This is a genomic window from Pseudomonas sp. AK181 (assembly GCF_051122975.1).
In the GTDB taxonomy this organism is placed as follows: domain Bacteria; phylum Pseudomonadota; class Gammaproteobacteria; order Pseudomonadales; family Pseudomonadaceae; genus Aquipseudomonas; species Aquipseudomonas lactis.
Map to the genome: position 1 here is coordinate 620,929 of NZ_CP146348.1, position 13,679 is coordinate 634,607.

At 58.7% G+C, this 13,679-nt stretch carries 11 protein-coding genes; 3 read left to right on the top strand and 8 right to left on the bottom strand.

Annotated features, from left to right (window positions below; all coding sequences use genetic code 11):
• Positions 1-67: 67 nt before the first annotated feature.
• The 3 genes from rpoD to rpsU form a co-directional block, all read right to left on the bottom strand.
• On the bottom strand, positions 68-1,915 hold the full coding sequence (gene rpoD, locus V8689_RS02925) for an RNA polymerase sigma factor RpoD (RefSeq protein WP_003194751.1): 1,848 nt from the start codon (positions 1,913-1,915) through the stop codon (positions 68-70).
• A 67-nt stretch (positions 1,916-1,982) separates the two neighbouring features.
• Positions 1,983-3,953, bottom strand: a complete 1,971-nt coding sequence (dnaG, locus tag V8689_RS02930) for a DNA primase (RefSeq protein WP_056783976.1) — start codon at positions 3,951-3,953, stop codon at positions 1,983-1,985.
• Positions 3,954-4,395: 442 nt separating this feature from the next.
• A complete protein-coding gene (rpsU, locus tag V8689_RS02935) occupies positions 4,396-4,611 on the bottom strand; it encodes a 30S ribosomal protein S21 (protein WP_002551877.1) in 216 nt (71 codons plus the stop codon).
• A 203-nt stretch (positions 4,612-4,814) separates the two neighbouring features.
• Here rpsU and tsaD point away from each other — a divergent pair, with 203 nt between their 5' ends.
• On the top strand, positions 4,815-5,840 hold the full coding sequence (gene tsaD / locus V8689_RS02940) for a tRNA (adenosine(37)-N6)-threonylcarbamoyltransferase complex transferase subunit TsaD (protein ID WP_056783979.1): 1,026 nt from the start codon (positions 4,815-4,817) through the stop codon (positions 5,838-5,840).
• A 30-nt stretch (positions 5,841-5,870) separates the two neighbouring features.
• On the opposite strand, the gene plsY is transcribed toward tsaD, so the two are convergent.
• Positions 5,871-6,440 (bottom strand): glycerol-3-phosphate 1-O-acyltransferase PlsY, encoded by a 570-nt coding sequence (gene plsY, locus V8689_RS02945; protein ID WP_032895027.1) that lies wholly within the window; start codon positions 6,438-6,440, stop codon positions 5,871-5,873.
• A 74-nt stretch (positions 6,441-6,514) separates the two neighbouring features.
• Between plsY and folB the strand changes: the two genes are divergently transcribed.
• Together folB and folK are read left to right on the top strand one after the other, a co-directional pair.
• Positions 6,515-6,868 carry a dihydroneopterin aldolase gene (gene folB / locus V8689_RS02950; RefSeq protein WP_032895029.1) on the top strand — a complete coding sequence of 118 codons (354 nt, stop codon included), beginning with the start codon at positions 6,515-6,517 and terminating at the stop codon, positions 6,866-6,868.
• Positions 6,859-7,377 carry a 2-amino-4-hydroxy-6-hydroxymethyldihydropteridine diphosphokinase gene (folK, locus tag V8689_RS02955; RefSeq protein WP_056783980.1) on the top strand — a complete coding sequence of 173 codons (519 nt, stop codon included), beginning with the start codon at positions 6,859-6,861 and terminating at the stop codon, positions 7,375-7,377. The genes folB and folK overlap by 10 nt, the downstream gene beginning before the upstream one ends.
• Before the next feature lie 72 nt (positions 7,378-7,449).
• Here folK and V8689_RS02960 read toward each other — a convergent pair whose 3' ends face one another.
• The 4 genes from V8689_RS02960 to V8689_RS02975 form a co-directional block, all read right to left on the bottom strand.
• Complete coding sequence (locus V8689_RS02960; RefSeq protein WP_056783983.1) at positions 7,450-8,682, bottom strand: multifunctional CCA addition/repair protein; 1,233 nt, start codon at positions 8,680-8,682, stop codon at positions 7,450-7,452.
• A 63-nt stretch (positions 8,683-8,745) separates the two neighbouring features.
• Positions 8,746-10,311, bottom strand: a complete 1,566-nt coding sequence (locus V8689_RS02965) for a SpoVR family protein (protein WP_003194736.1) — start codon at positions 10,309-10,311, stop codon at positions 8,746-8,748.
• Positions 10,308-11,579, bottom strand: coding sequence for a YeaH/YhbH family protein (locus tag V8689_RS02970; RefSeq protein WP_003194735.1), 1,272 nt, complete (start codon positions 11,577-11,579; stop codon positions 10,308-10,310). The genes V8689_RS02965 and V8689_RS02970 overlap by 4 nt, the downstream gene beginning before the upstream one ends.
• Before the next feature lie 113 nt (positions 11,580-11,692).
• On the bottom strand, positions 11,693-13,615 hold the full coding sequence (locus V8689_RS02975; RefSeq protein ID WP_003194732.1) for a PrkA family serine protein kinase: 1,923 nt from the start codon (positions 13,613-13,615) through the stop codon (positions 11,693-11,695).
• Between the last annotated feature and the right edge of the window lie 64 nt (positions 13,616-13,679).

Here is a 13,679-nt window from a genome sequence, read left to right on the forward strand (position 1 = left end):
GGGCAGTTAATCTGTCAAAGCAATCGGTAGAAAGCAAAACCCCCGGCCTGGGCCGGGGGTTCTGGTATCACTCGTCGAGGAAGGAGCGCAGATGCTCGCTTCGCGTCGGGTGGCGCAACTTGCGCAGCGCCTTGGCTTCGATCTGACGGATCCGCTCACGGGTCACGTCAAACTGCTTACCGACTTCCTCAAGGGTGTGGTCTGTATTCATGTCGATGCCGAAACGCATGCGCAGTACCTTGGCTTCACGGGCAGTGAGGCCGGACAGTACGTCGCGAGTCGCTTCTTTCAAGCTCTCAACAGTGGCGACATCGATTGGCGACTGCATGGTCGAGTCTTCGATGAAGTCACCCAGATGGGAGTCTTCGTCATCACCAATCGGCGTTTCCATGGAGATCGGCTCTTTAGCGATCTTCAATACCTTGCGGATTTTATCCTCAGGCATTTCCATGCGTTCGCCCAGCTCTTCCGGGGTCGGTTCACGACCCATTTCCTGCAACATCTGCCGGGAAATACGGTTGAGCTTGTTGATGGTCTCGATCATGTGCACCGGAATACGGATGGTGCGGGCCTGGTCGGCGATCGAGCGAGTGATCGCCTGACGGATCCACCAGGTGGCATAAGTCGAGAACTTGTAGCCGCGACGGTATTCGAACTTGTCCACCGCCTTCATCAAGCCGATGTTGCCTTCCTGGATCAGATCAAGGAATTGCAGGCCACGGTTGGTGTACTTCTTGGCGATGGAGATCACCAGACGCAAGTTCGCTTCAACCATCTCTTTCTTCGCGCGGCGGGCCTTGGCCTCACCGATCGACATGCGACGGTTGATGTCTTTGATTTCTGCAATCGTCAGGCCGGTTTCGGTCTCAAGCGCGGTCAGCTTCTGCTGGCAACGGATGATATCGGGCTGCAGGCGGCCGATGGCTTCGGCGTATTTCGCCTTGCCCTTGGCCAGTGCGTCGCTCCAGCTTTCGTCAACTTCGTTGCCCGGGAACTGGCGCAGGAAATCGGTACGCGGCATGCGCGCATCACGCACACAGAGCTGCATGATTGCGCGCTCTTGGGCACGCAGACGCTCAAGGGCACTGCGAACACGCTCAACCAGGCCTTCGAACTGCTTGGGCACCAGCTTGATCGGCATGAACAGCTCAGCCAGGGCCACCAGCTCGGCAATTGCCTGCTTGTTGCCGCGACCGTGCTTCTTCAGGGCCTTGCGGGTGATTTCCATTTGATCGGAAACCGCACCGAAGCGCTGGGCAGCGATAACCGGGTCTGGACCGCTTTCGGCTTCTTCTTCGTCGTCGCTGCTTTCAGCTTCGTCGTCGTCGGTGTCGTCGTCCGCTTTTGCGGCTTTCGCATCAACAGGCGGCGGCACTTCGGCGGCAGGCGGCGCAATGCCGTCGTCCGGGTCGATATAACCGCTCAGGACGTCGGACAGGCGGCCACCTTCGGTGGTGACGCGGGTGTACTCGGAGAGAATGTGGTCAACCGTGCCAGGGAAGTGCGCAATTGCGCCCATCACTTCGCGGATGCCCTCTTCGATACGCTTGGCGATTTCGATTTCGCCTTCGCGTGTCAGCAGCTCGACGGTACCCATTTCGCGCATATACATGCGCACCGGGTCTGTCGTGCGGCCGATATCGGTCTCTACTGCAGCCAGCGCGGCAGCAGCTTCCTCAGCGGCGGCCTCGTCGGTATCAGCGTCGGCCAGCATAAGGGAATCCTTATCTGGCGCGACTTCGAATACGTTGATCCCCATGTCGTTAATCATGCGGATGATGTCTTCCACCTGCTCAGGATCTGAAATATCCTCAGGCAGGTGGTCGTTGACCTCCGCGTAAGTCAGGTAACCCTGCTCACGACCAAGAAGTATCAACTCTTTGATACGAGACTGCTGTTGCGCTTTTCCGGACATAACACCCTATCCACTGAAGGTCTTGGCGGGCAAAAAACAAGCCGAGGATTATACCCGAGCTATGACCTCACACGCCAGCTGAGGTCGGGTTTGATGCGTAAACATTCTGTTTTAAGAGGTCGCGCATCTGTTTTGCTATCTGAATTTGCTCTTCAGCCGATAATCCCGGCTGCCTCGCTCTCTTGATAAGTTCATCGAGGGTCTGAGTGTGTTGACCCGCGGATAACCTATTAATGGTGTCTAAAAACTGTTGTTCAAGGTTGTCGCCGTCAATTAGCCACTCCTTTTCCGCCAGTGCCCGCAATAAACGGCCCTGTTCCGTGCCATGCCAGCGAGCCATCAACTGAATTGAGTTTAGCTTAGGGTTTTTCTGCACGGCTTCGATCAGTGCGATAAGCACCTGAGCGTAGGTGTTGCTCTCGTTGGCAAAGTGGTCGGCACTTTCAACCTTGCCGGCCAATTGCGGGTGATGAATCAGTGTGCGCAGTGCAATCAGTGTGGGGGCTTCCACCGCTACGGGTGTGCGTGGCGCGTAGGCTTCATCGCGATCACCGCGTTTGCCGTTTTTGCTCCACGGCTTTTTATCCCACTTTTTGCCGCCGGCGCCGGGCTTCTTCGGCGTCCATTCCTGCTGGGGCGCGAAGGCCTCCTGAGGTTGGTGAAAGTCAGCGTAGTCCGGCATGGCGTCGTAATCCATGCCGGGGTCGTAGGCTGGCGGCGTATCCTGTGGGGCGCTGTGCACCAGCTGGCTCACGGCTTCGCCGCTCAAGCCGGTGATCTCCAGCAGGCGCTGACGCATCAGTGTGCGCAAGTTGGCGCCCGGGACCTTGTCGATCAGCGGCGCCGCGAGGGTGGCCATATGGGCCTTGCCTTCGAGGGAGCGCGGGTCGGCCTCTTCGGTCAGTTGCTGGAAAAAATAATCCGCCAGCGGCTGCGCATGTTGATTGATGCGTGCGCGGAACGCGTCGGTACCTTCCGAGCGCACCAGGGTGTCCGGGTCTTCGCCTTCGGGCAGGAACAGGAAGCGAGCGCGGCGCCCATCCTGCAGGCTCGACAGCGTGGCTTCGAGCGCGCGCCAGGCGGCGTTGCGGCCGGCCTGGTCGCCGTCGAAGCAAAACAGCACGCTGGGCACGACGCGGAACAGGCGCTTGAGATGTTCTTCGCTGGTGGCGGTGCCGAGGGTCGCGACCGCGTTGCGCAGGCCTTGTTGGGCCAGGGCGATCACGTCCATATAGCCTTCAACCACGATGATCTCGTCGAGGTTGCGGTTGTTCTTGCGCGCTTCGAACAGGCCGTAGAGTTCCTGGCCCTTGTGAAACACCGGGGTCTCCGGAGAGTTCAGGTACTTGGGCTTGTCGTCCCCGAGTACACGGCCGCCGAAGGCGATGATGCGGCCACGGCTGTCGCGGATCGGGAACATCACGCGGTCGCGGAAGCGGTCATAGCGCTTGCCGGTCTCGGCGTTTTCCACCAGCAGGCCGGCATCGATCATGGCCTTTTGCTGGAGGGTGTCGCTGCTCAGGTGCTTATACAGGTTGTCCCAGCCCGGCGGGGCGAAGCCCAGTCCGAAGTCCCGAGCAATTTCGCCGGTGAGGCCGCGCCCTTTGAGGTAATCGACAGCGGCCTTGCGCTGCGGATGGCTCTTGAGTGCCTGGCGGTAAAAATCGGCAGCGGCGGTCAGCAGTGGATACAGCGGCGAATCGGTGGGTTGCCGGGGTTTGTGCGGGCGACCACTGTCTTCGCGGGGCACTTCCATGCCGGCGGCTTTCGCCAGGTCCTCGACGGCCTGGGGGAAGTCCAGGTTGTCGTGGTCCATCAGGAAGCCCAGGGCATTCCCGCCCGCGCCGCAACCAAAGCAGTAATAGAACTGCTTGTCGGGGCTGACGCTGAACGATGGGGTTTTTTCTTTATGGAACGGGCAGCAGGCGGTGTAGTTTTTGCCGGCTTTTTTCAGCTGTACGCGTGAGCTGACAACATCGACGATGTCGGTGCGGTTCAGAAGGTCGTCAATAAAGCTCTGGGGAATCAGCCCGGCCATGGCGTTCTCGTCATCACTGCGTGTAAATGAGGGCCCGTGACGTGTTCAAGCGCACGTATGGAGTGCTCGATCATCATCGTCTGCATGGGTCATCAGGAAGTGTATCTGCCGAATATTCACTGAGGGTAGTTTCTGATCAGTCTTCGGCATGGAAATGTTGCCCGGGCGTCCGGTCTTGGCCAATGGCGGCCTCGGAAACGCATCGTTGGGCACAGCCGACACGGTTGATCGTCTGTTTGAAGAATAGGTGTGCTCGTCAGTAGCCTTGTTAGGCTCGTCAGAAGAGACGTGCACCGCTGGCAAAAGAGCCAGCCCTGACGTGTGAAGCAGTGTCTCGGTCGCATGTGCGGCGTCGACGGTGAAGCATCAAGCGATATCCGCAAATGCCAACAGCCCGGCTGAGGGCCGGGCTTGGCAGAAGCTTGCTACGAACGTCTGTGTATTAGTACAGACGAACGGCGCGGCGCTGTTCGCGCTGAACTTTCTTAGCGTGACGCTTAACAGCGGCTGCTGCTTTGCGCTTACGCTCAGAAGTTGGCTTCTCATAAAATTCGCGGCTACGAACTTCAGCCAGAACACCGGCTTTTTCGCAGGAGCGCTTGAAACGACGCAGAGCTACGTCGAAGGGTTCGTTCTCTTTTACTTTGACGGCTGGCATCCAGAGCTACCTTCTTTCATTACCGGGAATCAACGTTCTCGTCGCAAAAAATTCGCGGCTGAGGTCGTCGGTTTTTAAGGGTTGCGGATGTTAACCCCTCATTGCCCGGAATGCAAAGCCTCTGATCGAAAACCGCTAGTCGGGAGGGGGAGTGGCGACTATTATGCGCGCCTTCGAATTCAGCCTCTACAAGGCGCAAACCCATGCTAGTACTGGGACTTGAAACCTCCTGCGACGAAACCGGAGTCGCACTATACGACAGTGAACGCGGGCTTTTGGCCGATGCACTGTTCAGTCAGATCGACCTGCATCGCGCCTATGGCGGCGTGGTGCCGGAGCTTGCCAGCCGCGATCACGTCAAGCGCATGCTGCCGCTGATCCGCCAAGTGCTGGATGAAGCCGGCTGTGTGGCAACCGAGATCGATGCCATCGCCTACACGGCAGGGCCCGGATTGGTCGGAGCCCTGCTGGTTGGGGCCTCTTGTGCCCAAGCGCTGGCCTTTGCCTGGGGCATTCCTGCCCTTGGCGTGCACCATATGGAAGGCCATTTATTGGCGCCCATGCTGGAAAAAACACCGCCAGAGTTCCCGTTCGTCGCTTTGTTGGTTTCGGGCGGGCATACGCAGCTGGTTCAGGTGGATGGGATCGGCCAATACACGCTGTTGGGCGAGTCGCTGGACGATGCTGCCGGCGAAGCGTTCGACAAAACCGCGAAGATGATGGGGCTTAATTATCCTGGCGGTCCGGAAATCGCCCGCCTGGCTGAGAACGGTGTTGCCGGTCGCTACACCTTCCCGCGGCCGATGTGTGATCGTCCTGGCTTGATGTTCAGTTTCAGCGGCTTGAAAACTTCTGCCTTGAACACCTGGCAGCAGAGCGTCAGCGCCGGGGGCGACGGCCAACAAGCCCGTTGCGACATCGCGCTGGCGTTCCAGCAGGCTGTGGTGGAGACTTTGACCATCAAGTGCAAGCGCGCCCTGAAACAGGCGGGCATGAAGCGGCTGGTGATCGCAGGCGGCGTCAGCGCCAACAAGGCATTGCGTAGCTCCCTGGAAACGATGCTCGGCGACATGAATGGCAATGTGTTCTACGCACGCCCTGAGTTCTGCACTGACAACGGCGCGATGATCGCCTACGCCGGTTGCCAGCGCTTGCAGGCCGGGCAGCACGAAAGCCTGGCGATCAGCGTGCAGGCGCGCTGGCCGATGGAGCAACTGCCGCCGTTGTAAGGGTTGAGGGCGCCGGGTTCGGGCGGGTATTTAAAAATGCCGTTCGCGCCCGGCAAACAGGTCGCGTAGATTGCCGCGGTGGCGCCAGACGATCAGCAGTGTCAGCACGCTCATCGGCACCAGCGCTTGCGGTTCCTGCCAGGCCAGCAACGGTAGGGTCAGTGGCGTGGCAATCAGCGCGGCCAGCGAGCTGGTGCGGGTCAGGTAGAACGTCAGCAGCCAGGCGAGCATGGCCAGTAACGCCGCAGGGGGGTAGATGCCCAGCAGCATGCCGGCCGCCGTGGCGACGCCCTTGCCGCCGCGAAAACGGAAGTACAACGGGAACAGGTGGCCCAGGACGGCACATAGGCCCACCCAGGCTTGCTGTTGCAAGCTAAGGCCAACGAGGCTGGCGATCAGCACGGGCAGCAGGCCCTTGCACAGGTCGCCCAGCAAGGTCAGGACGGCGAGTTTCTTGCCAGCCAGGCGCAACATATTGGTGGCGCCGGCATTGCCTGAGCCACTCATTCGCGGGTCGGGATTTCCCGTCAAGCGGCTGAGCAAAATGGCGAAGGACAGCGAGCCGAGCAGGTAGGCGAAAATCGCCAGTGACCAAAACATGCTAACTATTCCGGGCGAGGACGCCCTGATTCTAACGGGGCATCGCGCCCTTGTCGTGCTGCGGAGAAAAGTGCTTGGACAGAGTGTTTATCGAAGGCCTGGAAGTCGACACCGTGATCGGGGCTTACGACTGGGAGCGCGGAATCCGGCAATGCCTGCGCCTGGACCTGAGCTTCGCCTGGGATAATCGCCCAGCTGCGGCCGGTGATGACCTGACCCTGGCACTGGATTACGCCAGGGTGTCTGCGCGTATCCAGGCCTTTGCCGAGCAGTCCCAGTACCAGTTGGTGGAAACCTTTGCCGAGCGCCTGGCCGAAGTGCTGATGAGTGAATTCCAGATTCCCTGGCTGCACCTCAAGTTGACCAAGCCCGGCGCGGTACCGGCTGCCAAGGGCGTGGGCGTGGAGATCGAGCGCGGATGTCGTTGACTCAGGTTTACCTCGGGCTTGGCAGCAATATCGAGCGCGAGGCTCGTTTATGCGCTGGCTTGGATGCGTTGGCGGGCTTTTTGACGGATATGCGCTGTTCAGCGGTGTTCGAAAGCCAGCCGGTGGGTATCAAGAGCGGGCCGTTTTTCAATCTGGTGGTATCGGCTTATACCGACCTGCCATTGACGGAATTGGATCGCCGCTTGAAATCCATCGAGGCCGACAATGGCCGCTACGCGCCCGACCGCAAAGGCCTGCCGCTGGATATCGATGTGTTGTTGTATGGCGATCTGGTGGGCGATTTTGATGGCTTGGTCCTGCCGCGAGCCGAAATTCTGAAAAACGCCTTTGTGTTGTGGCCTTTGTCGATGATGGCGCCGGAGCGTATGCATCCTGAGGCCGGCAAGACGATGGGCCAGTTGTGGCGAGACGCGCAGATTGATCAGGTGCTGGCACCTGTGGCGTTCGAGTGGCAGGGGCAGCCACTCACGCCGCTAGCTCTGTTGTAGGCGCCGAGCTTGCTCGCGAAAAACCTGAGGGCGCTGCGTCATCGTTGAGGTTCTTCGCGAGCAAGCTCGCTCCTACAAGGGCTTTTGCTGTTCCTTGTAGGCTTTCAATGCGTTTAGTCGTTCGCGCTTGAGCGCTTCGCCCAGTTCGGGGCCTTTGAAGCCTTTTTCCAGCAGTGGGGCTACCGGCACTTCGCGTGCGGCCTTTGCCGCTGCGCGCAAATAATCGGCCTGTGGATAACTGCGTTGCTCAAAACCCAGGCGGCCACGAGCGTCCATTTCGCAGGCCACCACGAATTCTTCAAAGCGTTGCGGCCGACGGTAAACGTCGAAACTTTGCAGCAACTCCAGCAATGTCGAGGCTTTGAGCTCTAGCGCACGATGCCCATGGGTATGATATTGCCCCACGAGCAAGGCCAATTCCTGGCAATCCTTTGGCACCTTGAAGCGCTCGTTCACCGCTTTGATCAGCTTCAGGCCGCGCTGCTCGTGGGCAATATGCTGCGGTAACTTATCCACAGGCGTCAGGCCTTTGCCCAAGTCATGCAGCAGGCAGGCCCAGCGCACGCTCAGCGGTTGCTTGTGTAGGGCGGCCTGCTCCAGCACGCTCAAGGTGTGCACCCCGGTGTCTATTTCTGGGTGATGCGCTGCGGGCTGCGGCACGCCGAACAGCGCGTCCACCTCCGGCATCAAGGTTTTCAGCGCGTCGCAGTCACGCAGTACTTGGATAAATACCTGGGGTTGAGCTTCCATCAGCGCCCGTGAGATTTCCTTCCAACTGCGTTCGGGGGTAAGGGCCTCCAACTCGCCGGACTCACTGAGTTGGCGCATTAACTCCAGGGTCTCAGGGGCGACTGTGAAGCCCAGAGGCGCATAGCGCGCGGCGAAGCGTGCAACGCGTAAGACGCGGAGCGGATCTTCGGCGAACGCGGGAGAAACATGCCGCAAAATACGCGCTTCAAGGTCGCGTTGCCCGTGGTAAGGATCAGTCAGGTTACCCTCGTCGTCCTCCGCCATGGCATTGATGGTCAGGTCACGCCGGATCAGGTCTTCTTCCAGCGTAACGTCGGGGCTCGCATGGAATATAAAGCCGCCGTAACCTCGGCCATTCTTGCGTTCGGTGCGAGCGAGGGCGTATTCGTCACCGTTCTTCGGGTCGAGAAATACCGGGAAATCGGCGCCCACCGGTTTATAGCCCTTGGCGAGCATCTCTTCGGCCGTCGCGCCAACGACGACGCGGTCGATATCGGTGACCTCGATGCCCAGAAGGCGATCACGCACGGCGCCGCCGACTTTGTAGATTTTCATGAAAAAGCCTCCATTAGCGGCACAGGATAACGCCTGAGCCTGGCCAATGGAGGCTTTGCTGTTTCAGAGATGAACGACGGCCATGTCCAGGCGGCCGTAGTCGTTGTCGTTATGATCGCTGCGCGGTGGTACATGGTGGGTTTTCATCACCTGGTCGCCCTGCAGGGTTTCCAGATGAATATCAAAACCCCAGAGCCGATGCAGGTGCTTGAGCACTTCCTCAGTGGATTCGCCCAAGGGTTTGCGGTCGTGCTGCTGGTGACGCAAGGTCAGCGAACGGTCGCCACGCACGTCGATGCTGTAGATCTGCACATTAGGCTCGCGGTTACCGAGGTTGTATTGCGCGGCCAGGGTTTCGCGAATGATACGGTAGCCGGGTTCGTCGTGGATGGCAGGCACCACCAGGTCATCCTTGAGGTCGTCGTCCAGGATGCTGAACAGCTTGAGGTCGCGAATCACCTGGGGCGACAGGTACTGCAGGATAAAACTCTCATCCTTGAAGCTGCTCATGGCGAACTTGATGGTCGATAGCCAGTCGCTGCCGGCGATTTCCGGGAACCAGCGGCGGTCTTCCTCTGTGGGATGCTCGCACATACGGCGAATATCGCGGTACATGGCAAAACCCAGCGCATAGGGGTTGATGCCGTTGTAATACGGGCTGTCGAAGCCTGGCTGAAAGACCACGCTGGTGTGGGACGTGAGGAACTCCATCATAAAGCCGTCCGTGACCAGGCCTTCGTCGTACAGGTCGTTCATCAGGGTGTAATGCCAGAAGGTAGCCCAGCCTTCGTTCATCACCTGGGTTTGGCGCTGTGGATAAAAATATTGCGCGATCTTGCGCACGATACGCACGATTTCGCGCTGCCAGGGTTCCAGCAGCGGTGCGTGTTTTTCCAGGAAATACAGGATGTTTTCCTGAGGTTCGGCGGGGAAGCGTGCATTGTCCTTGTCGCTGTTTTTGTCGGCGCGCTTGGGGATGGTGCGCCACAGGTCGTTGATCTGTTTCTGCAGGTGCTCCTCGCGTTCTTTCTGGCGCAGCCGCTCCTCCTCGGCAGAAATCGGATACGGGCGTTTATAGCGATCAACCCCGTAATTCATCAGCGCATGGCAGGAGTCCAACAGGTCTTCCACCGCATCGATACCGTGGCGCTCCTCGCACTGCATGATGTATTGCTTGGCGAACACCAGGTAATCGATGATCGAACTGGCATCGGTCCAGGTGCGAAACAGGTAATTGCCCTTGAAGAAACTGTTATGCCCATAGCAGGCATGGGCCACTACCAGCGCCTGCATGCAGATGGTGTTTTCTTCCATCAGGTACGCGATGCACGGGTCGGAGTTGATCACGATCTCGTAGGCCAGGCCCATCTGGCCACGGGTGTAGGACTTCTCGGTACTGAGGAAGTGTTTCCCGTAGGACCAATGGTGATAGCCCAGCGGCATGCCCACCGAGGCATAGGCATCCATCATCTGTTCAGCCGTGATGACTTCTATCTGGTTGGGGTAGGTATCCAGGGCATAACCCGCCGCGATACGGCTGATTTCCCGGTCATAGGCCTGGATCAGTTCGAAGGTCCACTCGGAGCCGGTGGAAATGGGTTGGCGCTTGTTCTCTTTTTTGGCGGTCATGTCACTAACCTGCGCTGGAAGAGTTCACGGAAGACCGGGTAGATATCGCCGGCCGAGACCAGTTGCTGCTGGGCGAACGTGTCGGCAAAGGCTTCGCCGATGCGCTCGTATTCGAACCACAGGGCCTGGTGCTCACGGGGGGTGATTTCGACGTAAGTGTAGTACTGCACGAACGGCATGATCTGGTTGATCAAAATGTCCCGGCAGATCGGCGAGTCGTCGTTCCAGTTGTCGCCGTCAGAAGCTTGGGCGGCGTAGATGTTCCACTCGTTGGCGGGGTAGCGCTCTGCCATGATCTCCTGCATCAGCTTCAGTGCACTGGAAACGATGGTGCCGCCGGTTTCCCGCGAGTAGAAAAACTCCTCTTCGTCCACTTCCCGGGCGCTGGTGTGATGGCGGATGAACACGACGTCGATCTTGTCGTAGTTCCGTTTCAGGAACAGGTACAGCAGGATAAAGAAACGCTTGGCGATGTCCTTGGTGGCCTGGGTCATGGAGCCGGAAACGTCCATCAGGCAGAACATTACAGCCTTGGAGCTGGGGTTGGGTTGCTTGACCAGCAGGTTGTATTTCAAGTCAAAGGTATCGAGGAACGGCACGCGGTGAATGCGCGCGCTGAGTTTTTCGATTTCCGCCTCTATTTCCTGGATATCGCCGAAGTTGTCCGGTTCTTCGCGCTTCAAACGTGCCAACTCTTCCTTGGCCTGCTTGAGTTTGGCGCGGCTGCTGCCGGACAGGGCGATGCGCCGGGCATGGGCTGAACGCAGGGTGCGGATGATGTTGATACGCGAAGGGTTGCCCTCGTTGCTGATGCCTGCGCGTACGGTCTTGAAGGTGTCGGTGCCGGTGAGATTGCGCTTGACCAGGTTGGGCAATTCCAGGTCTTCGAACATGAATTCGAGGAATTCTTCCTGGGTGATCTGGAACACGAACTCGTCCATGCCTTCGCCAGAGTTGCCGGCCTTGCCCGGGCCTTTACCACCGCCACCGCCTTGCGGGCGCTGGATATGTTCGCCGGTGGTGAATTCCTTGTTGCCGGGGTGCACCACGGTCTGTTTGCCGCCGCGGCCATGGTGGAGCACCGGTTCGTCGATGTCCCGGCCGGGAATACTGATTTGTTCGCCATGCTCCATGTCGGTGATGGAACGGCGGCTGACGGCCTCTTCTACCGCCTTTTTGATGTGGTCACGGTAACGCCGCAGGAAACGCTGGCGGTTTACCGTGCTCTTGTTCTTGCCATTGAGGCGTCGGTCGATCACATAGCTCATAGGGAGCCCTCCGGGCAGCTTCACGTTACAAGCTTCAAGCCGCGAGCTGGAAGCTTAGGGACAAGCGGTCGCCTGCCAGGCCGGTTGCCTGGCAGTGCGCGCTTGCCGCTGCCTTACTGCGATTTGCGAACCCGCAGATACCACTCGGAGAGTAGCCGTACCTGTTTGTCGGTATAGCCTCGCTCGACCATGCGTGTGACGAAGTCGTTGTGTTTTTGCTGATCCTCCTTGCTGGCTTTGGCGTTGAAGCTGATGACGGGCAGCAGGTCCTCGGTGTTGGAGAACATTTTCTTCTCGATGACCACTCGCAGCTTCTCGTAGCTGAGCCAAGTGGGGTTCTTGCCGTTGTTGTTGGCACGGGCGCGCAGTACGAAGTTGACGATTTCGTTGCGGAAATCCTTCGGATTGCTGATGCCGGCGGGTTTCTCGATCTTTTCCAATTCTTCGTTGAGGGCCACGCGATTGAGGATTTCGCCGGTTTCCGGGTCGCGGTATTCCTGGTCCTGGATCCAGAAATCGGCGTACAGCACGTAGCGGTCGAAGATGTTCTGGCCGTACTCGCTGTAAGACTCCAGGTAAGCGGTCTGGATTTCCTTGCCGATAAACTCGATGTAGCGCGGCGCCAGGTATTCCTTGAGGAAGCGCAGGTAGCGCTCGCGGGTTTCGGCCTGGAACTGCTCCTGTTCAATCTGCTGTTCCAGCACATAGAGCAAGTGCACCGGGTTGGCGGCGATCTCGTGAGGGTCGAAGTTGAAAACTTTGGACAGGATCTTGAACGCAAAGCGTGTCGACAGACCGTTCATGCCCTCGTCCACACCGGCTGTGTCACGGTACTCCTGGATCGACTTGGCCTTGGGGTCGGTGTCCTTGAGGTTTTCGCCGTCGTAGACGCGCATCTTCGAATAGATATTGGAGTTCTCCGGCTCCTTGAGGCGCGACAGCACAGTGAACTGGGCAAGCATTTTCAGGGTGTCGGGCGCGCAGTGGGCCTTGGCCAGGGAGCTGTTGAACAGCAGCTTGTCGTAAATCTTGATTTCATCGCTGACCCGCAGGCAGTACGGCACCTTGACGATATAGATCCGGTCGATGAAGGCTTCGTTGTTCTTGTTGTTGCGGAAGGTATGCCATTCCGATTCGTTGGAGTGGGCCAGCAGGATCCCGGTAAACGGAATCGCCCCCAGGCCCTCAGTACTGTTGTAGTTGCCTTCCTGGGTAGCGGTCAGCAGTGGGTGCAGCACCTTGATCGGTGCCTTGAACATCTCCACGAATTCCATCAGGCCCTGGTTGGCCCGGCACAATGCGCCCGAGTAGCTGTAGGCATCGGCATCGTTTTGTGGGAATTCTTCCAGTTTGCGGATATCGACCTTGCCCACCAGCGCCGAAATGTCCTGGTTGTTTTCATCGCCGGGTTCGGTCTTGGCCACGCCGATCTGGTTGAGGATCGACGGGTAGAGTTTCACCACACGGAACTGGCTGATATCGCCGCCAAACTCGGCCAGGCGCTTGGTGGCCCACGGCGACATGATGGTGTTTAGATAGCGCCGCGGTATGCCGAAGTCTTCCTCGAGGATCGCGCCATCTTCCGTGGCGTTGAACAGGCCCAGGGGCGACTCGAAGACGGGCGAGCCCTTGATCGCATAGAAGGGCACCTTCTCGATCAATTGTTTGAGCTTTTCCGCCAGGGACGACTTGCCGCCGCCGACCGGGCCGAGCAGGTAGAGGATCTGCTTCTTCTCTTCCAGGCCTTGGGCGGCATGGCGGAAGTAGGAAACGATCTGGTCGATGCATTCTTCCATTCCATGGAAGTCTTCAAAGGCCGGATAGCGGCGGATCACCTTGTTGGAAAATATCCGCGACAGGCGCGAATTATTGGCGGTTTCCACCAGTTCTGGCTCGCCAATCGCCAGTAGCAGGCGTTCGGCGGCAGAGGCGTAGGTGCTGCGGTCCTGTTTGCACAGCTCGAGATACTCCTGAAGCGTGAGTTCTTCCTGCTGTGTGGACGCGAAGCGTTGTTGGAAGTGGCTAAAGATACTCATGACGTCGTCACCTCGCTCGATACGTGGAGCCGACGCCGGATCAATCAGTCGATGCTGGCAGCCA